Origin of the sequence: Burkholderia sp. BCC1988 (assembly GCF_905339895.1) — a bacterium.
In the GTDB taxonomy this organism is placed as follows: Bacteria; Pseudomonadota; Gammaproteobacteria; order Burkholderiales; family Burkholderiaceae; genus Burkholderia.
This window is the reverse complement of record NZ_CAJPHA010000001.1, coordinates 24,428-43,738: the sequence shown is the minus strand read 5'-3', so window position 1 is coordinate 43,738 and position 19,311 is coordinate 24,428. Positions and strand designations below refer to the sequence as shown.

Genomic DNA, 19,311 nt, shown 5'->3' with positions numbered 1-19,311 from the left:
ATGTGACCTTTCGAGGAAAGCGAGGCGCGCGTCAGACCACGTGCACGGCCAGTTCGCCGAGCCGCTCGACGCCGACCTGCATCACGTCGCCCTTGACCACCGCGCCGACGCCTTCCGGCGTGCCGGTGAAGATCACGTCGCCCGGTTCGAGGCGGAAGAACTTCGACAGGTCGGCGACCGTTTCCGCGACTGACCAGATCAGGTGCGACACGTCGCTCTTCTGCTTCGTCGCGCCGTTGACCGTCAGCCACAGGCCGGCCTGCTCGAAATGACCGACTTCGCTCGCCGGATGCACGGGGCCGATCGGCGCGGAACGGTCGAACGCCTTGCCGATTTCCCACGGCCGGCCCATCTCGCGCATCTTCATCTGCAGGTCGCGGCGCGTCATGTCGAGGCCGACCGCATAACCCCACACGTGCTCGAGCGCACGCTCGAGCGGAATGTCGGCGCCGCCCTTGCCGATCACCGCGACGAGTTCGGCTTCGTAGTGATAGTTCTGCGTCTGCGACGGATACGCGAGATCGAGCGTTTCGCCGTAGGCGACCGGCACGATCGAATCGGCCGGCTTGCAGAAGAAGAACGGCGGTTCGCGATCGGGATCGAAGCCCATTTCGCGCGCATGCGCCGCGTAGTTGCGGCCGACGCAGTACACGCGGCGCACCGCGAAACAGGCATCGCTGCCGGCGACGGGAAGCGCCACCGGCGCTTCGGGCGGGAAAACGTAAGTCATGAAAGGCTCCAGCATGTGCATCAAGGAAGGACCGCGCGCCGCGTCGGCAGCGCACCGGATGAATCGGGGAAATCCGGGAAATCGCGGAAATCGGCGGCGTCAGTCGCGCGCTTCGCGCAGCAGGTTCAGCGCGGACAGCACCGGCCGGTCGGAATAGCTGAACAGCACGCTGTCGGACGACGCCGACAGCCTCACCGGCGCCCACGACGGCGCGACGAAGATGTCGTGCGGCTCGAACGCGAACGCGTCGCCGCCGATGTGCGCGGTGCCGCTGCCTTCGACGACGCAGTAGATCGTCGCGTCGGTGCTGCGATACGTGCGGCCGTCGAAGCCGGCCGGCAGGAACTGCATGAAGGTCGCGATCGTCGGCATCGGCCAGCCGCCCGTCGCGGGGTTCACGTAGCGCAGCTTCACGCCGTCCCACGCGTCGAGTTCGCCGTTGCGGTACAGCGCGTCGAGCGCGTCGCGGGTGCGCGCATACGGATAGCTGAACACCGGCGACGTCGGATCGCTCGCGCGATGCCGCACCGGTACCATGTTGTGGCCGAAGCGCGCGAAGCTGTCGCCTTCCGCGCGGCTCACCGGCTGCTCGGCCGTCGGATGGTTTTCGGCGAAACCCGCGTCGAGGTTCGCGACGAGCGGAATGTCGAGCCCGTCGAGCCACACGACCGGCTCGCCGCCGTCTTCCACCGCCGGGTTGCCGTGGTCGTGCCACGCCCAAGACGGCGTGATGATGAAGTCGCCCGGATGCATCGTCGTGCGCTCGCCGTTCACCGCGGTCCATGCGCCCTTGCCTTCGACGATGAAGCGCAGCGCCGACTGCGTATGGCGGTGGCTCGGCGCGATCTCGCCGGGCAGGATCAGCTGCAGGCCTGCGTACAGGGTCGGCGTCATGCTCGACTTGCCGGGCAGGCCCGGGTTCTCCAGCACCAGCACGCGGCGCACGGCTTCTTCCGCGCTGATCACGCTGCCGGCCTGCATCACCAGGTCGCGCACCCGCGCGTACTTCCAGATCGCGGCCTGCGCGGCCGGCTGCGGCGTCTTCGGCACGAGGTTGTGCAGCGATTCCCACAACGGCGCGAGGCGCTGCTCGGCGATCCGGGCGTAGTAATCGGCGCGCGACGTATCCGGGTGTCGGCTGGTCATGATGTCTCCTTGGGGCGGCCGATCGCGGTCGGCGCTGTGTCGGGTCGGGGACCGCGTGCCGCAGTCCGTTAGCGCATTTATATTCGACGCAGACATACCCGGTAAAATGACGAAATCATCTAATCCATATTGATTCGGATATACCTTCCGATACGGAGCGTGCGATGGACTGGACCCACCGGCTGCGATTGCGGCACCTGCAGGTCCTGCTGAGCCTGGCCAGCACGGGCAACCTGAGCCAGTCGGCGGCTGCGCTCGCGACCACCCAGCCGGCGCTGTCGAAATGGCTGAAGGAACTCGAGGAGGATGTCGGCCTGCCGCTGTTCGAGCGGCATGCGCGCGGCTTGCGGCCGACGGCCTACGGCGACGCGCTGATCGAGCATGCGCGCCGCGTGGAGGCGCAGCTCGACGTCGCGCGCGACGACATGGCCGCGCTGCGCGAAGGCGGCAGCGGCCTGGTCACGATCGGCACGTCGGGCGTCGCGGCCGCCGATACGGTGCCGCTCGCGGTATCGCAGTTGCTGAAGCGGATGCCGCGCGCGCAGGTGCGGCTCGCGGAGAGCACGATGAACCAGCTGATGCCGCAGCTCGCGCGCGGTGAGCTGGACATCGTCGTCGGCCGTTCAGGGTCCGCGTCCGTCGATCCGCACCTGCACGCCGAAGCGCTGTATGTCGATCCGGTGGTGTTCGTCGCGCGGCCCGATCACCCGCTCGTCGGCGCGGCATCCGTCGGCTGGGACGAGGTGCTGGCCTGCTCGTGGATCGTCTGGCCGCCCGGCACCCCCGTGCACAACGCGCTGCAGGTCGCGCTGACGGCCGCCGGGCGCGTGCAGCCGCCGCATTGCGTCGAATCGAATTCGTCGATCCTGAACCTCACGCTGCTGAACAACACCGACCTGCTCGGCGTCGCATCGCATCGTGCCGCGCGGCGCTTCGAGCAATTGAACGCGATCCGCATCCTGCCGATGCGGCTCGAGGGCCAGGGCGCGGTGTCGATCTACTGGCATCCGGACAGCGCGAAGCGCGCGGCCGTGGCCGCCGCGATCGAGTGCCTGCGTGCCTGTGCGGCGCCGCAGGTAGGCGGATGGGAGAAAGTGAAGGCGGAGTGAGCGACGCAGCGACCCGGCGCGAACCGGGCGCTGCGCCGTGGCGCATCAGCCGCCGTCGCAGGACGCGATGTCGTCCAGCATCAGCGTGCCGACCCGCGCGGGCACGAGCGGCGTGCGCGGCACCGGCGGCGTCCAGCCGAACAGCGCCTGCGCGGCCGCGCCGCACACGCGGCCCTGGCATGCGCCCATCCCGCAGCGCGTCTGCAGCTTCGCGGCCGTCCAGCCCGGCGCAGGCGCGGCCGCGTCTGCGACCGCGTCGAAGCGCACGTCCTCGCAACGGCACAGCAGCGTGTCGGGGCGCGCGAGCTTGCGGATCGGCTCTCGTATCGCGAAGCGCTCGCGCACCGCATCCGCGAACGCCTGCCAGTGCGCGCGTTGCGCAATCCGCTCGGCCAGCGGCGCCGTCTGCCCGGTGGCCGCGTAGCCGGCGATTTCGCCTTCGACCATCGCCAGTTCGCTGCCGCCGACACCCGTGCACTCGCCCGCCGCGAAACAGCCGTCGCGGCTCGTGCGCTGATGCGCGTCGACCACCACCGCGCCGTTTTCTATCCGGCAGCCGAGGTGGCTCGGCAGCACGGTGTTCGGCACGAGGCCGAAGCCGCACGCGAGCCTGTCGCAGTCGACCTCGAACTCTCGCTCGCCCTGCCGGATCCGCACGCGTTCGAGCCGCTTGTCGCCGAACGCCTCGACGACGTAGGCATTGGGCCGGTAGGCGGCCGTGACGAGCTTCGCCGCCTGCGCGAGTTTCGACGGCCAGCGCCAAAGCCCCGCGCCGAAACCGGCCACGTCGCTCCACGCCGCCTGTTCGAGCACGTGCGACACCTGCGCGCCGGCCTGACGGGCCGTCGCCGCGCTCGCGAGCAGCAGCGGGCCGCTGCCGGCGATCACCGTGCGCTGCCCGCGCACGTCGAGGCCGTACTTGATCAGGGCCTGCAGGCCGCCCGCGCCGGTCACGCCCGGCAGCGTCCAGCCCGGGAACGGCAGCAGCAGCTCGCGCGCACCGCAACACACGATCAGCGTGTGGAATTCGAGCAGGAAGCCGCGCTCGTCGTCCTCGAGCAGCAGCGTGCCCGGCTGCGTTTCGGCCACGATGCGCGTGGCCGCGAGATGCGTGACGTTCGGCTGACGCAGCACGGCCAGGCGTTCCGCCGCGGCCGGCACCGGCGTCGCGGCCGCCGCCTGGCGCCAGATCTGCCCGCCCGCGCGCGGATTGTCGTCGACGATCGCGACCGTCGCGCCGCTTCGTGCGGCGGCCCGCGCCGCCGACAGCCCGGCCGGGCCCGCGCCGACGATCGCGACGTCGACGCTCAGTCGTTCCTGTTTCGCCGTGCTCATCGCGTGCGCTCCACCCGCATCCCGTCGCGGCACAGCGTCTGGCAAGCCAGGCGGCGGCGGCCGTCGATCGTCATCCTGCACTCCTGGCAGATGCCCATACCGCAAAACGGCGCGCGCGCCGCACCCGTGCACGACACGCGCGTCGTGTCGTCGCCGCTCGCCGCGACGGCGGCCGCGACGGTCGCACCGTCGGCCACCGTCAGCGCGCGGCCGTCCAGATGAATGATCATGTGAGCCTCCGGCGGGCCGCCCCCGCGGGGGGCGCCTTGCATGGGACCGGGGTAAGCGCTGAAGCGCCAACTCCGGTCGATGGCGAACGAAGTGTGCGTGGGGGTCGTTTCATGTCAGCGCTCCAGCTACGGGGGACGTCGTCAGGAAACGTCCCGGCAAATACGGTTCGATGTCGATGGGCGGCCGCTCGCCGGTCATCAATGCGGCGACGAGCCGCGCACTGCCCGGCGCGGTCGTCACGCCCAGCCCTTCGTGCCCGACCGCGAGCCATACGCCCGGCCGCGCCGGATGTTCGCCGAGCAGCGGCAGGCCGTCGGGGCTCGCGGAACGGAAACCCGTCCATGCGCGAATCCCGTTCAGGTCGGCCAGGTCGGGCAAATAGCCGACAGCGCGGCGCAGCATGCGCGCGAGGACCGGCGGCTCGATGCGCGCGTCCTCGGTATCGAACTGGCGCGACGAGCCGATCAGCAGCTGGCCGGTCGGCCGCGGCTGCACGTTGAACGCGACCGACGTGCCGTCGCTCGCGTGCGCGCTCGCCGCATAGCCGAGTTCGACGAGCTGGTGCGACACCTGGCCCGGGTAACGATCGGTGATCAGCAGATGCCCCTTCTTCGGGCGCAGCGGCAGCTCGGGCAACAGCGTGCGCGCGGCGACGCCGTTCGCGACGACCACGCGTTCCGCGCGCAGCGTGTCGCCGCTCGCGAGCGTCACGCTCGGACCATCGACCGCCACCGCGCGCTCGCGCCGCAACGTGATGCCCGGCGCGCGCTGCAGCAGCCAGCTCGCGGCGACGGGCGCATAGAGAATCGCGTCGCCGGGGATCTTCAGCGCGCCGCCGAGGCCCGCGCGCAGCATCGGCTCGAGTTGCGCGAGCGTCGCCGCGTCGATCAGTTCGCCCGCGACGCCATGTGCGGCGAGCGTCGCCTGCTTGGTGCGCGCGAGGTCCATCTCGCTGGAATCGGCCGCGAGCCACAGCGTGCCGCAGTTGCGGTACGCGCAGCCTTCCGGCATCTCGCCGGCGAGCGCGCGCCACAGCTCGATCGAGTAATGGCTCAGCGCGAGCTCCGCCGCGTTGTCGTCCATCGCGACGAGGTGCCCCATGCCGGCGCCGGTTGCGCCGCCGCTCGCGTCATCGACGACGAGCACGCGCAGCCCGCGCTGCGCGAGTTCGTGCGCGCATGCCGCGCCGACGATGCCGGCGCCGATCACGACGACGTCGGTCCTGATTTCGCTCACGACACGATGCCCCAGCCGAACGGATCGTCTTCCTCGATCAGCAGCGTCGCTTCCGCGCTCAGGTGCGCGCTGCCGCGGATCGTCGGCACGATGCCGCCGTCGGCCTGCGCATAGCTCGCCTGGAACACGCTGCCGATCACGCTCGCCTGCCGCCACACGACGCCCGGTTCGAGCTTGCCGTCGGCCGCTAGGCACGCGAGCTTCGCGCTCGTGCCGGTGCCGCACGGCGAACGGTCGTACGCGTGGCCCGGGCACAGCACGAAGCTGCGGCTGTCGTGCTCGGGATCGTCAGCGAACAGTTCGATATGGTCGATCTCGCCGCCGTTCGCGCCGGTGATGCCCGCGCGCTCGAGCCCCGCGCGCACCGCGGACGAATAGGCGGTCAGCGCCGCAACGTTGTCGCCGGCCACGCGCTGGCCGTGATCGCTGATCAGGAAGAACCAGTTGCCGCCCCACGCGATGTCGCCCTTCACGGGGCCGTAGCCCGGCACGTCGACATCGACGGCCTTCGCGTGGCGATACGCGAGCACGTTGCGCACGCTGACCGACAGGTCGTCGTGCAGCGTCGCCTCGACGGTGCCGACCGGCGTTTCGATCCGGTGCACGCCCGGCTCGATGCGGCCCATGTGATGCAGCGTGCGCACGATGCCGATCGTGCCGTGCCCGCACATCCCGAGATAGCCGCTGTTGTTGAAGAAGATCACGCCGGCCGCCGCCTCCGGCGACACGGGCTCGCACAACAGCGCGCCGACCAGCACGTCGCTGCCGCGCGGCTCGAGAATGCACGCGGTGCGATAGCGATCATGCTCGCGCGCGAGCACGTCGCGGCGCTCGGCCATCGTGCCGTTGCCGAGCGAGGGGAAACCGGACACGACGAGCCGCGTGGGTTCGCCGCCCGTGTGCGAATCGATGATCTGGATGCGCTTCATCATGAGCCGTCCGATGTGGGGAAAAGAGCATAGCTTCCTCCGTCGCGCGTCCGTCCGCTTGTGGCTTTTCGATAAGGACGGCGACGAAATCGGCATAGTGCGAAGCACCCTTCGCGGCCCTTCCGGCCACTGTGCCGATTTCGTCATTTTGCTCCGCGATCCGGCTCAAGCGTGATGGGTGTTTGCACGGCGATACTGGTTGCACGTCGACACGCCTGTCGTCGACCGATACGAAGCAGGAGATTGCAGTGAGCCGAAACGCCATCCAGCGGACCGGAGTTTTCCCCGCCCTCAGCAACCGGTTCGCACCGGGCGCTTCCACCGCTTTCGACGCCGCGCACCGCGCCGAACGGAACCGGGCGAACCGCTGACCGCGCTACCGATTCCCCCCGGCGGTGCAACGGCATCCCCCGTCGCATCGCCGCTTCCGGTCCGGCATGGCTCGCGCGGGCCGTTCGCTGCGGCGCCAACCCGCGCCGCGCATGAACGGCCCCCGGCCCGCGCCGGTCGCTCGAACCGGTCGCACGCCGGCCGGCAGGTGTTGCGCCGCTGCTCCGTCGGAGCGCAGCGCAAGCCACACCTGCACCGATATTTCCCAGGAGACAAACCCATGCCAGGCCAAGGCAACACCCACCCGTCCGTCCCGCTTTCCCGTTCCGTGCCCGCCGACGGCGGTCACGGCAAATTCAAGAAGCAGTTGTCGCTGACCGACCTGACGTTCATCGGCCTCGGCGCGATCTTCGGTTCGGGGTGGCTGTTCGCCGCGAGTCACGTGTCGACGATCGCCGGCCCGGCCGGCATCTTCTCGTGGCTGCTCGGCGGCTTCGCGGTGCTCCTGCTCGGCATCGTCTACTGCGAGCTCGGCGCCGCGCTGCCGCGCGCGGGCGGCGTGGTCCGCTACCCGGTGTTCTCGCACGGCCCGCTGCTCGGCTACCTGATGGGCTTCATCACGCTGATCGCGTTCTCGAGCCTGATCGCGATCGAAGTGGTCGCCGCGCGCCAATATGCGGCCGCGTGGTTTCCCGGTCTCACCAAGGCCGGCTCGAGCGACCCGACCACGCTCGGCTGGCTCGTGCAGGCCGCGCTGCTGTGCTTGTTCTTTTACCTGAACTATTCGAGCGTGAAGACGTTCGCGAAGGCGAACAACATCATCAGCATCTTCAAGTTCATCGTGCCGCTGTCGGTGATCGCGGTGCTGTTCACGTTCTTCAAGCCCGCCAACCTGACCATGCACGGCTTCGCGCCGTTCGGCATGCCGGGCATCGAGATGGCCGTGTCGGCCGGCGGCATCATCTTCGCGTACCTCGGCCTCACGCCGATCGTGTCGGTCGCGAGCGAAGTGCGCAATCCGCAGCGCACGATCCCGATCGCGCTGATCCTGTCGATCCTGCTGTCCACGCTGATCTACGTGCTGCTGCAGCTCGCGTTCATCGGCAGCATCCCGACCGACATGCTGGCCGCCGGCTGGCACGACGTGAGCAAGGCCTTCTCGCTGCCGTACCGCGACATCGCGCTCGCGCTCGGCGTGGGCTGGCTCGCGGTGATGGTGGTGGCCGACGCGATGATCTCGCCGAGCGGCTGCGGCAACATCTACATGAACGCGACGCCGCGCGTCGTCTACGGCTGGGCGAAGACGGGCACGTTCTTCAAGGTGTTCACGCGTGTCGACGAGGCATCGGGCATCCCGCGCGCGGGCCTGTGGCTCACGTTCTGCCTCGCGATCTTCTGGACCATGCCGTTCCCGTCGTGGGAAGCGCTGATCAACATCGTGTCGGCCGCGCTCGTGCTGAGCTACGCGGTCGCGCCCGTGTCGGTCGCCGCGCTGCGCCGCACCGCGCCCGGCCTGCCGCGGCCGTTCCGCGCGGTGGCGTTCGGCATCACCGGCCCCGCGTCGTTCGTGATCGCCGCGCTGATCGTCTACTGGTCGGGCTGGAGTACGGTGTCCTGGCTGCTCGGCCTGCAGATCGTGATGTTCGTGATCTATCTCGCGTGCCGCCGCTGGGTGCCGACCGCGCACCTGAGCATCGCCGAACAGGTGCGCTCGTCCGCGTGGCTGATCGCGTTCTACGCGGCCATGATCGTGCTGTCGTACTTCGGCGGCTTCGGCGGCACGGGCCAGCTCGCGCATCCGTACGACACGGTCGTCGTCGCGGCCGTCGCGCTCGTGATCTTCTACTGGGGCGCCAACACCGGCATCCGTTCCGACAAGCTGCAGCTCGAAGACGACGAAGACTGACGCACCCGCTTTCCCCTTTCCACTCCGGCCGGGCGCATCACGCCCGGCCCCGCATTTTCCGAGGAAGAACCATGCAACTCACAGGTCAGCTCCTGATCGGCCAGTCGGCCGTCGCCGGACAGAACGGCACCCTTCACGCGATCGCCGCCGCGACCGGCGAACCGCTCGAACCCGCGTTCGGCGGCGCGAGCCTGCGCGACCTGGAGACGGCCTGCGCGCTCGCCGACGAAGCCTTCGACACGTATCGCGAAACGGGCCCCGAGCAACGCGCCGCGTTTCTCGACGCGATCGGCCGCAACATCATGGCGCTCGGCGACGACCTGATCGAGCGCTGCGTCACCGAAACGGGGCTGCCGCGTGCACGCATCGAAGGCGAACGCGGCCGCACGGTCGGCCAGCTCGCGCTGTTCGCGTCGCTCGTGCGCGACGGCGGCTACGTCGATGCGCGCATCGACCCGGCCCGCCCCGACCGCAAGCCGCTGCCGCGCGTCGACCTGCGGCTGCGCAACGTCGCGATCGGGCCGGTCGCCGTGTTCGGCGCGTCGAACTTCCCGCTCGCGTTCTCGGTCGCGGGCGGCGATACGGCATCGGCACTCGCGGCCGGCTGCCCGGTGATCGTCAAGGCGCACTCCGCGCACCCGGGCACGTCCGAGCTCGTCGGCCGTGCGATCCAGCAGGCCGTGCGCGAATGCGGGCTGCCGGCCGGCGTGTTCTCACTACTGTTCGATGCGTCGCGTGAAATCGGCCAGGCGCTCGTCGCCGATCTGCGCATCAAGGCCGTCGGCTTCACCGGCTCGCGCCGCGGCGGCGTCGCGCTGATGAACATCGCGGCCGCGCGCCACGAGCCGATTCCGGTCTATGCGGAAATGAGCTCGATCAACCCGGTGCTGCTGTTCCCGGCCGCGCTCGACGCGCGCCACGACACGATCGCGCCGCAGTTCGTCGCGTCGCTCACCCTCGGCGCCGGCCAGTTCTGCACGAACCCGGGCCTCGTGCTCGCGGTCGACGGCCCCGCGCTGCGCGCGTTCGAAGCCGCGGCGGCCACCGCCGTGCAGGCGACCGCCGCGCAGACGATGCTCACCCCGCACATCCACGCGAGCTACGCGCAAGGCGTGGCCACCCTGCGCGCGCACGACGCGGTCGAGCTGCTCGCGGAAGGCGTGGAAGGCGGCCGCTACCAGGCGCGCGCGGCGCTGTTCGCGACGTCGGCGGACGCGTTCATCGCTCACCCCGAACTGCGCGACGAAGTGTTCGGCCCCGCGTCGCTGATCGTGCGCTGCCCGGATGCCGACACGTTGCACCGCGTGCTGAAGTCGCTCGAAGGCCAGCTGACGATCGCCGCGCATCTCGCCGACGGCGACGCCGCGCTGTTCGCCGCGCTGCGCCCGACGCTCGAGCGCAAGGCCGGCCGCATTCTCGTCAACGGCTTCGGCACGGGCGTCGAGGTCGGTCATGCGATGGTGCACGGCGGCCCGTTCCCGGCCACGTCCGACACGCGCACCACGTCGGTCGGCGCACGCGCGATCGAGCGCTTCCTGCGCCCCGTGTCGTACCAGGACGTGCCGGACGCGCTGCTGCCCGACGCCATCCGCAACGGCAACCCGCTGAACGTGCCGCAACGCATCGACGGCGTGCCCGCGCCGCGGGAAGCGCGCGATGTCTGAGCCGCTCGCCGAAGTCGTCCTGTCGCTCGACGAGGTGCACGCACTCGCGCTGCGGGTGCTGACGCACCACGGGATGTCCGCTGCGCACGCGCAGGCGATCGCCAGCGTGATCACGCAGGGCCAGCGCGACGAGTGCCACTCGCACGGCGTGTACCGGCTGCTCGTGTGCGTGCGCTCGCTGAAGAAAGGCAAGGTCGATCCGCAGGCCGTGCCGACGCTGCGCCGGCTGTCGTCGTCGATCGTCTCGGTCGACGCGCATCGCGGCTTCTCGCTGCTGAGCTTCGAGACCGGCCTGCCGGTGCTCGTCGAGATGGCGAAGCAGCACGGGATCGCCGCTATGACGATCAACCGCTGCTACCACTTCTCGGCGCTGTGGCCCGAGGTCGAGGCGATCGCCGCCGAGGGGCTGGCCGGCATCGCGATGAACCCGAGCCACAGCTGGGTCGCGCCGGAAGGCGGCCGCGAACCGGTGTTCGGCACGAACCCGATCGCATTCGCGTGGCCGCGCCCGGACGGCGTGCCGTTCGTGTTCGACTTCGCGACCAGCGCGATCGCGCGCGGCGACATCGAGCTGCATGCGAAACAGGGCAAGGCGATCCCGCCGCACTGGGCGATCGATGCCGACGGTCAGCCGACCACCGACCCGAAGGCCGCGCTGCAGGGCGCGATGCGTACCTTCGGCGGCCACAAGGGTTCGGCGCTCGCGGCGATGGTCGAACTGCTCGGCGGCGCGCTGATCGGCGACATGACGAGCCAGGAGTCGATGGAATTCGACGAAGGCGTCGGCGCGACGCCGTGCCACGGCGAACTCGTGATCGCGTTCGACCCGAAGGTGTTCCTCGGCGACGAGCTCGACGCGGGCCTCGCGCGCGGCGAGCGGATGTTCGCGTCGATCACCGGGCAAGGCGCGCGGCTGCCTTCGCAACGGCGCTTCGATGCCCGCGCGCGCAGCATCGCGCACGGCGTGCGGATTCCGAAGACGCTGTACGACGAAATCCTGACGCTGCTCGACTGACGCGCGATCGGCGGGTACGGCGCACGGCTTTATCGTCGACAGAACGGGCGATGACGCCGCCGCCCGGCTCCGCCGGCGATGGCCGGCGTCCGCCTTCGTGCCTGGTGCGCCCGGTTCGCCTTCACGCTCGGCACACCGAGGCGCTGTCCGGCGCACCACTCCACCCGCGCCCTCGCCCGCGGGCGCCGCACGCCCGGCGGCTGTGGGATAATCGTCGAGTTTGCCCAGGGCGCAGCTCAAGAGGTTGTTCGCACGGGCGCGCGAGAGGCCTTTATTCCCGTGCCTCCACCCTTTTCCGCGATATTTCTTCAGCCATACCATGCCCACATACCGTTCCAAAACTTCCACCGCCGGCCGCAACATGGCAGGTGCGCGCTCGCTGTGGCGCGCCACCGGCATGAAAGACGACGATTTCTCGAAGCCGATCATCGCGGTCGTCAACTCGTTCACGCAGTTCGTGCCCGGGCACGTGCACCTGAAGGATCTCGGCCAGCTCGTCGCGCGCGAGATCGAGGCCGCCGGCGGCGTCGCGAAGGAATTCAACACGATCGCGGTCGACGACGGCATCGCGATGGGCCATGACGGCATGCTCTACTCGCTGCCGAGCCGCGACATCATCGCCGACTCGGTCGAATACATGGTGAACGCGCACTGCGCGGACGCGATGGTCTGCATCTCGAACTGCGACAAGATCACGCCGGGGATGCTGATGGCCGCGATGCGCCTGAACATCCCGGTGATCTTCGTGTCGGGCGGCCCGATGGAAGCCGGCAAGACGCGCCTCGCGAACCCGGTCACCAAGGCCATCGAACTGAAGAAGCTCGACCTCGTCGACGCGATGGTGATCGCGGCCGACCAGTCGTATTCGGATGCCGACGTCGCCGAAGTCGAACGCTCGGCGTGCCCGACCTGCGGTTCGTGCTCGGGCATGTTCACCGCGAACTCGATGAACTGCCTGACCGAAGCGCTCGGCCTGTCGCTGCCCGGCAACGGCACGGTCGTCGCGACGCACGCCGATCGCGAGCAGCTGTTCAAGCGCGCCGGCCGCCGCATCGTCGAGCTGACCCGCCAGCACTACGAGCAGGACGACCTGCGCGTGCTGCCGCGCTCGGTCGGCTTCAAGGCGTTCGAGAACGCGATGACGCTCGACATCGCGATGGGCGGTTCGACCAACACGATCCTGCACCTGCTGGCGATCGCGCAGGAAGCCGGCATCGACTTCACGATGAAGGACATCGATCGCCTGTCGCGCAGCGTGCCGCAGCTGTGCAAGGTTGCGCCGAACACGAACAAGTACCACATCGAGGACGTGCACCGCGCCGGCGGCATCATGGCGATCCTCGGCGAGCTCGACCGCGCCGGCAAGCTGCACACCGACGTGCCGACCGTGCACGCGCCGTCGCTGAAGGACGCGCTCGACCAGTGGGACATCGTCCGTACCGAAGACGAAGCGGTCCGCACGTTCTACCTGGCCGGCCCGGCCGGGATCCCGACGCAGGTCGCGTTCAGCCAGGACACGCGCTGGCCGAGCCTCGACCTCGACCGCGCCGAAGGCTGCATCCGCTCGTACGAGCATGCGTTCTCGAAGGAAGGCGGCCTCGCCGTGCTGACCGGCAACATCGCGCTCGACGGCTGCGTGGTGAAGACGGCCGGCGTCGATGAAAGCATCCTCGTGTTCGAGGGCTCGGCCCACGTGACCGAGTCGCAGGACGAAGCGGTCGAGAACATCCTGAACGACAAGGTCAAGGCCGGCGACGTCGTGATCGTCCGCTACGAAGGCCCGAAGGGCGGCCCCGGCATGCAGGAAATGCTGTATCCGACGAGCTACATCAAGTCGAAGGGCCTCGGCAAGGCATGCGCGCTGCTGACCGACGGCCGCTTCTCGGGCGGCACGTCGGGCCTGTCGATCGGTCACTGCTCGCCGGAAGCGGCGGCGGGCGGCGCGATCGGCCTCGTGCGCGACGGCGACAAGATCCGCATCGACATCCCGAACCGCACGATCGACGTGCTCGTTTCGGACGAGGAGCTCGCACGGCGCCGCGAGGAGCAGAACGCGAAGGGCTGGAAACCGGCGCAACCGCGCCCGCGCAAGGTGTCCGCCGCGCTGAAGGCCTATGCGAAGCTGGTGATGTCGGCCGACAAGGGCGCCGTGCGCGACCTGTCGCTGCTCGACGACTGACGCGCGGCGGCGGGCCGTACGACGGGCCCGCCCGCGTCGATCGGGAGCCGCTCTCCGGAGCGGCATCGGACTGCTGACGAACCCCACGTTTTTCGGAGCGTGGGGTTTCGTTTTTTTCAGGAACAGGCTTGCAGGGGCGCGATGAGCGAGCCGACCGAATTGCTTTTCATCCGGCCCCGGCCATGGGCCGCGACACCGGTGCCGTCAGGCGATCAATGCCGGAACTCGTCGGTGCCGCGCCCGCCGCCGCCGTGATCTCCGCCGCCGTTTCCGCCGCCTTGCGGCCGTGCGCCGTAACCGCCGCCACCCTGATGCGTCTGCGGCACCATCATCCTGACCGCGCCACCGCTGGGTGCGGGTGGCGGCGGCGCCGGCTGACGGGCGCCGGCCGCGCCCGGCATCGGCGCAGGCGCGGGTGCGGCCTGTTGCGCCGGCGCCGGCGCGCGGTTCGGGCCGTTCCAGCCGCCGCGCGTGGCCGACGGCCGTGCATCATGCCGCTCGGGCGGCTCGCCGCCCGGCGCGCGCTGAACCGGCCCGCCCGGCTGCGGGCGCCCGTAGGCCGGCGGCATCCCGCCGGGGCCGATGCGCGGCTCGGCACGATGCTCCCAGCGGTCGCGATCGTGAAACCACGGCCGGTGGCGGTAATAGCGGTCCCAGTACGCGCCGATCGCGAACCCGGTCACCGGCACCCCGATGATCGCGCCGTATTCGAGCAACGGCACGTAATTGCCCTGGTACGGATAGTCGAGCTGCTCCGCGTCGATCCAGCCGCGCACGCCCGGCAGCGCGACGTCGCACCACGAGTAGTCGCTGAGGCAGCCGAACACGTCCAGCGCGGTGCCGGGCGGGACCTGCGCGACGACCGGATAATCGGGCGCCGGCCCCGCATAGATTTCGGCCCCGGAATTCGTATAGGCGCTGCTTTGCGCGTCGGCGAGGCCCGGTATCGCGGCGACACCGAACAGGACGACGCACAGACTTCGGATGATCGTGTTGCTCATGTTGCTCTCCCGCGCGGTGCCGCCGCGCGTCGGTCAATGTCGATGGCCCCCGCCCCAATGCCCGCCTCCCCAGTGGCCGCCGCCCCAGGGACGGCGCCAGTACCCGCCGCGGTAGCCGCCGCCCCAATGCCCCCAGAAGCCGAGGCCGACCGTGACGGGCGGCCCGTACCAGCCCGGGTAATACGCGGGGTAGTAGGCCGGGTAAGGCACATAGACCGGCGCGGCATATACCGGAGCCGGCGCGTCGGCGTAATCGTCCGCCGGCGGCGGCACGGCCGGCACCGCGGGGGTAGACGGGACGACCGGCCCGGCATTTGCCGGCGCTGCCGGGAGTTCGCGCTGCGAAACCGTGGCAGGCACGGGTGCGTAATACGGCGCATAGCCGTACGGGCTCGTGTAATAACAACCGCTCAGCGCGAGCATGGCCAGCGCCATGACGGCAGGCCTCGCGGCGGAAATCGGGTTCATTTCATGCTCCGAAGGAATCCGCGCGTCGCTGCGTGGCGCGCGCCTGACTCTAGCTTACGTCCCCCGCATATTTCTGCGGGTTTGATCCGTTACTTTTTGTTTCCACGGGTGGAATCCAGGTCGCAACCGGGCGGGCATGCCGCATGCTCGCGCGTCAGCCGCGCCGACGTTGAAGTTGACGCAAATGCCCTCAACTTGAATATCGAGTCAGGCTGGCCGGCGCGGACGGGCGTTCGCGGCCTCCGGGAGCCTGAAACCCGCGGACTTCGGCCCGCCCAGACAGGAACGCGGCTCACGCCGCCATCGACATGACTACGCCACGCCCCACGCTTCGGGCGGACACGCCCCTCGATCCGATCATCCAGCTGCTGGCGCTTGCCGGCGAACAGGGTTATCTGACGCACGCCGACCTCGTCGACGCGCTGCCGCCGGAAAGCGACAGCCCCGACGCGCTGGACGTCGTGCGCGCCGCGCTCGCGGACATCGGCATCGCCGTGCTCGACGAGCCGGCCGCGCCGGTGCCGTTCGCGGGCGCGGCGCCGGTCGACGTCGATCGCGACGCGCTCGACGAGGGCCGTGCGCTGCTCGGCGATCTGGCCCGCGGCACGAGCGCATCGACCGATCCGCTCGCGCTCTACATGCGGCGAATCCATGCGGTGCCCCTGCTCAAGCGCGAGGACGAAATCGTGCTGGCCCGCGAGATCGAAACGGGCCGCCATCAGATCCTGCACGCGCTCGCCGGCTGTCCGGCGGCCGTCGAGGCGCTGCTCGCGCGCCATGGCGCTACGAGCGCAACCGGCGCGGCCGCCAACGAAGGCGATGAAGTCCGCGACGGCAACGGCAACGCGCCGGCGCCTGCACGCTACGACACGCTGCAGGACGCGGTGACGGCCGTGCGCCGCGCATTGCACGCGCAGGGCTGCCGCTCGGCCGAATACCGCGATGCGCGCAACCGCCTGGCCGCGCTGCTCGGTTCGCTCGCGTGGGTGGCACCGGCCGTCGACGACGCAAGCCGCGTCGTGCGCGCACTGGCCGCCGCGCCGGTCGACGCCGCGACGGACGCCGCCGCGGGCACCGACGCCGCGTGCTTCGACATGGTCGCGCGGCGTGCGCTCGGCGCCGCGCTGAGCGACGGCCAGCAGAAGGTGCGCGACGGTACGCGCGCGATGCTCGAGGCGAACCTGCGGCTCGTGCTGTCGATCGCGCGCAAGTACATGAACCGCGGCGTCGACCTGCCCGACCTCGTGCAGGACGGCTGCCTCGGCCTGATGCGCGCGATCGAGAAGTTCGAATACCGGCGCGGCTTCAAGTTCTCGACCTACGCGACCTGGTGGATCCGGCAGGCGGTCGCGCGCGCGGTGGCCGATCGCGCGCGCACGATCCGCGTACCGGTGCACGTCGGCGACCAGTACCAGCGCGTGCATCGGCACGCACTGCGCTTCCGCCAGCGCACCGGCCGGCGCGCGACGCCGGCCGAACTCGCGGCCGAAACCGGGCTCGCCGAGGACAAGCTGCGCGCGGTGCTCGCGCTCCCTGCCGAGCCGGTGTCGCTCGACGCGCCGCTGCCCGACGCGGACGCCGGCCTCGTCGACCTGATCGAGGATCAGGCTTCGGCGAGCCCGTTCGAGCAGTTGGCCGACACGCGGATGCGCGAATGCGTGACGTCGCTGCTGCGCTCGGTCACGCCGGCCGAGGCCGACGTGCTGCGCCGCCGGTTCGGCCTCGGCGGCGCCGAGCCCGACACCTACGACGCGATCGCGCAGGACGCGGGCATGTCGCGCGAACGCGTGCGGCAGATCGAGAAGCGCGCGCTCGCCGCGCTGCGCACGGCCGCGGAGGCGGAAGGCGCGCAGACGTTCCTCGAAGCGTGACGCATCGCACGTTCGTGCCGTGGCGCGGCACGAACGTGCGCGGCCCGCTTCCGCCTGTGCAACGTTTGCCATTGACGCACATCAAGTTTTGTTCGTCGCCCGCCCCGACAATATGTTGAAATAAAAGGTAGACCGGCGCGTGACCCGCCGCGTCCATTCCGTTTGCACATCCCCGGGCTCCGCACATGCAAACGACCATCGGCCAGACACACGAGGAAAACCGGCAAATCGCGGCCTGCCTGCGCGAAGCCGCGCAGTTGCTTGCCGAACAGGGGGCGAATCCTTATCGGGTTGCCGCCTACCGCGCGTCGGCCGACACGATCGCCGCGCTCGAAGACGGCATCCGCACCCGGTTCGACGCGGGCGGCGTCGATTCGCTCGGTGCACTGCCGGAGATCGGCACGGGCGTCGCCCAGGCGATCGCCGAATTGCTGGTGACCGGACGCTGGCGCCTGCTCGACCGGCTGCGCGGCGACGCGGAGCGCGCGTCCGCATTCGAAGCCGTGCCGGGCATCGGCCACGCGCTCGCGCTGCGGATTCACGACCAGTTGCACATCGATACGCTCGAGGATCTCGAACGCGCGGCCCGCAGCGGCCAGCTCGAAGCGATCGCGGGCGTCGGCCCGCGTCGCGCGGCCGGCATCCGCGCGGCGCTCGACGACGTGCTGACCCGGCGCCGGCGCTGGCAAGGCCACACGCGCAACGCCGATCTCGGCACGGAGCCGCCGGTCGAGCTGCTGCTGTATATCGACCGCCTGTACCGCAACAAGGCCGCCGCCGGCATCCTGCCCACGCTCGTGTCGCGTCGGCTGAACGCGGACCTGAGCGTTCAGCCGCCCGTGATGCACATGACGAAAGGCGGCTGGCATTTCACCGCGCTGTGCCCGTATCCCGTTCGCCCGCAGGAGTCCACCCGCACCGCCGACTGGGTCGCGCTCTACTTCTACGATGCGCTGCAATGCGAGCACCAGAGGACGGTCGTCACCGAAACGCTCGGCTCGCTCGTCGGCAAGCGCATCGTGCGCGGACGCGAGATGGAGTGTCGTGTGTATTACGCGGGATGATCCGCTCGGGAGCGCCGGCCGCCGCGGTACGGCCGCCCCGCCGCCCGCCCGCGCGCGCCGTTCCGGCAAACCGGACCGCTTGACCGCTTACGTGCCGTCCGTCTTCGTGCGGCGCACCGGATGACGATGCGCGGCGATGCGCAGCAGCTTGCGGAACGACGGACACTCGAGATGACTCGGCGCCGGGCACACGGCCGCATGGCGCAACGCATCGCGCACCGCGCCGAGACGGCGGATCGTACGGTCGAGCATCGCGACGATGTCGTCCAGCGAAAAGCCGGCCTCGCGGCCGAGCGCGATCAGCGCCAGGCGCTCGAGCACCGATTCGTCATACTGGCGCCGCAGCCCGTGACGGCCGGTCGGCACGATCAATCCCTTTTCCTCGTAGTAGCGCAGCGTCGACGCGGGCAATCCCGAGCGGCGCGCGACATCGGCGATGTCCAGACGGCTCATGCTTGATCTCAAGTGAACTTGAGGTTGCAAGATAGCGGCCCGACTCCTCCGACACAAGCCCGGACCGCCCCGCCGTTGCCGCAGCCGCCCCGCTGCTGCCGGCCGATTCAGCGGCGCCGCGCCCGCGCCCGCGTCATTCGCCGCCGCTATCGATCAGGTTGTGGCGCACGCGCCCGAGCAGGCGCACGAGCGTATCGCGCTCGTCGCGCGTGAAGCCGCGCAGCCCGTCGTCGGTGACGGTGTCGCCCACTTCCAGCATCTGCGGAAAGATCTCGCGCGACTTGTCGGTCAGCCGGATCACGAACGCGCGGCGATCGTCGTCGTTCGCGATGCGTTCGATCCACCCGCAGCCTTCCATCCGGTCGAGCAGCCGCGTCAGCGAGATCGGCGTGATCTCGAGCCACTCCGCGAGCCGCGCCTGATTCATCTCGCCCTTCCACGTCAGGTACGCGAGCACGCGGCTTTGCGCGCGCGTCAGCCCGAGGCGCTTCGCGCGCCGGTCGAACAGGCGTCCTTGCAGGCGGGCGACGTCGGAAATCAGGTAGCCGATCCGGTTCTCGTAAGTCTTGTCCATGCGGCGATTATAGGGGCAGGCCGCGAATGACCCGCGGCTCGGATCAAGCGATGAGCACAAACATAATAAG

General features: G+C 70.1%; 17 protein-coding genes. 7 read left to right on the top strand and 10 right to left on the bottom strand.

Annotated elements, in window-relative coordinates; all coding sequences use genetic code 11:
• Positions 1–31 precede the first annotated feature (31 nt).
• Both U4012_RS00190 and gtdA read right to left on the bottom strand, forming a co-directional pair.
• Positions 32–730 (bottom strand): fumarylacetoacetate hydrolase family protein, encoded by a 699-nt coding sequence (locus U4012_RS00190; RefSeq protein WP_321795147.1) that lies wholly within the window; start codon positions 728–730, stop codon positions 32–34.
• A gap of 99 nt (positions 731–829) precedes the next feature.
• Positions 830–1,876, bottom strand: coding sequence for a gentisate 1,2-dioxygenase (gene gtdA / locus U4012_RS00185; RefSeq protein ID WP_321795145.1), 1,047 nt, complete (start codon positions 1,874–1,876; stop codon positions 830–832).
• A gap of 164 nt (positions 1,877–2,040) precedes the next feature.
• Between gtdA and U4012_RS00180 the strand changes: the two genes are divergently transcribed.
• Positions 2,041–2,985: a LysR family transcriptional regulator gene (locus U4012_RS00180; RefSeq protein WP_044842887.1), complete on the top strand. Its 945-nt coding sequence runs from the start codon at positions 2,041–2,043 to the stop codon at positions 2,983–2,985.
• Between the two features lie 45 nt (positions 2,986–3,030).
• Here the strand turns inward: U4012_RS00180 and U4012_RS00175 are convergent, their stop codons facing one another.
• From U4012_RS00175 to U4012_RS00160, 4 genes are all read right to left on the bottom strand, one after another.
• On the bottom strand, positions 3,031–4,320 hold the full coding sequence (locus U4012_RS00175) for an FAD/NAD(P)-binding oxidoreductase (protein WP_321795141.1): 1,290 nt from the start codon (positions 4,318–4,320) through the stop codon (positions 3,031–3,033).
• The gene (locus tag U4012_RS00170; RefSeq protein ID WP_011658575.1) at positions 4,317–4,550 is read right to left on the bottom strand and encodes a 2Fe-2S iron-sulfur cluster-binding protein; all 234 of its coding nucleotides are present in this window, start codon (positions 4,548–4,550) and stop codon (positions 4,317–4,319) included. The genes U4012_RS00175 and U4012_RS00170 overlap by 4 nt, the downstream gene beginning before the upstream one ends.
• Positions 4,551–4,659: 109 nt before the next feature.
• Complete coding sequence (locus U4012_RS00165; RefSeq protein ID WP_321795138.1) at positions 4,660–5,787, bottom strand: FAD-dependent oxidoreductase; 1,128 nt, start codon at positions 5,785–5,787, stop codon at positions 4,660–4,662.
• Complete coding sequence (locus tag U4012_RS00160) at positions 5,784–6,716, bottom strand: 4-hydroxyproline epimerase (protein WP_321795969.1); 933 nt, start codon at positions 6,714–6,716, stop codon at positions 5,784–5,786. Before U4012_RS00160 ends, U4012_RS00165 begins: the two co-directional genes overlap by 4 nt.
• Before the next feature lie 610 nt (positions 6,717–7,326).
• Here U4012_RS00160 and U4012_RS00155 point away from each other — a divergent pair.
• The 4 genes from U4012_RS00155 (at position 7,327) to ilvD (ending at position 13,810) form a co-directional block, all read left to right on the top strand.
• Positions 7,327–8,952, top strand: a complete 1,626-nt coding sequence (locus U4012_RS00155; protein ID WP_321795136.1) for an APC family permease — start codon at positions 7,327–7,329, stop codon at positions 8,950–8,952.
• Positions 8,953–9,023: 71 nt separating this feature from the next.
• Positions 9,024–10,616 carry an aldehyde dehydrogenase (NADP(+)) gene (locus tag U4012_RS00150; protein ID WP_321795134.1) on the top strand — a complete coding sequence of 531 codons (1,593 nt, stop codon included), beginning with the start codon at positions 9,024–9,026 and terminating at the stop codon, positions 10,614–10,616.
• Positions 10,609–11,631 (top strand): Ldh family oxidoreductase, encoded by a 1,023-nt coding sequence (locus U4012_RS00145; protein WP_321795132.1) that lies wholly within the window; start codon positions 10,609–10,611, stop codon positions 11,629–11,631. The genes U4012_RS00150 and U4012_RS00145 overlap by 8 nt, the downstream gene beginning before the upstream one ends.
• A gap of 319 nt (positions 11,632–11,950) precedes the next feature.
• A complete protein-coding gene (gene ilvD, locus U4012_RS00140; RefSeq protein WP_044842880.1) occupies positions 11,951–13,810 on the top strand; it encodes a dihydroxy-acid dehydratase in 1,860 nt (619 codons plus the stop codon).
• Between the two features lie 212 nt (positions 13,811–14,022).
• Here the strand turns inward: ilvD and U4012_RS00135 are convergent, their stop codons facing one another.
• Positions 14,023–14,811 carry an SH3 domain-containing protein gene (locus U4012_RS00135; protein WP_321795128.1) on the bottom strand — a complete coding sequence of 263 codons (789 nt, stop codon included), beginning with the start codon at positions 14,809–14,811 and terminating at the stop codon, positions 14,023–14,025.
• Positions 14,812–14,844: 33 nt separating this feature from the next.
• A complete protein-coding gene (locus tag U4012_RS00130) occupies positions 14,845–15,279 on the bottom strand; it encodes a hypothetical protein (RefSeq protein WP_321795126.1) in 435 nt (144 codons plus the stop codon).
• 308 nt (positions 15,280–15,587) lie between these two features.
• Here U4012_RS00130 and U4012_RS00125 point away from each other — a divergent pair, with 308 nt between their 5' ends.
• Both U4012_RS00125 and U4012_RS00120 read left to right on the top strand, forming a co-directional pair.
• Entirely contained in the window at positions 15,588–17,150 is a 1,563-nt protein-coding gene (locus tag U4012_RS00125) for a sigma-70 family RNA polymerase sigma factor (RefSeq protein ID WP_321795124.1), read from the top strand.
• A gap of 185 nt (positions 17,151–17,335) precedes the next feature.
• Positions 17,336–18,214: a helix-hairpin-helix domain-containing protein gene (locus tag U4012_RS00120; protein ID WP_321795122.1), complete on the top strand. Its 879-nt coding sequence runs from the start codon at positions 17,336–17,338 to the stop codon at positions 18,212–18,214.
• Between the two features lie 87 nt (positions 18,215–18,301).
• Here U4012_RS00120 and U4012_RS00115 read toward each other — a convergent pair whose 3' ends face one another.
• Both U4012_RS00115 and U4012_RS00110 read right to left on the bottom strand, forming a co-directional pair.
• The gene (locus U4012_RS00115; RefSeq protein WP_321795120.1) at positions 18,302–18,667 is read right to left on the bottom strand and encodes a helix-turn-helix domain-containing protein; all 366 of its coding nucleotides are present in this window, start codon (positions 18,665–18,667) and stop codon (positions 18,302–18,304) included.
• Between the two features lie 133 nt (positions 18,668–18,800).
• The gene (locus tag U4012_RS00110; protein ID WP_044843991.1) at positions 18,801–19,241 is read right to left on the bottom strand and encodes a MarR family winged helix-turn-helix transcriptional regulator; all 441 of its coding nucleotides are present in this window, start codon (positions 19,239–19,241) and stop codon (positions 18,801–18,803) included.
• Between the last annotated feature and the right edge of the window lie 70 nt (positions 19,242–19,311).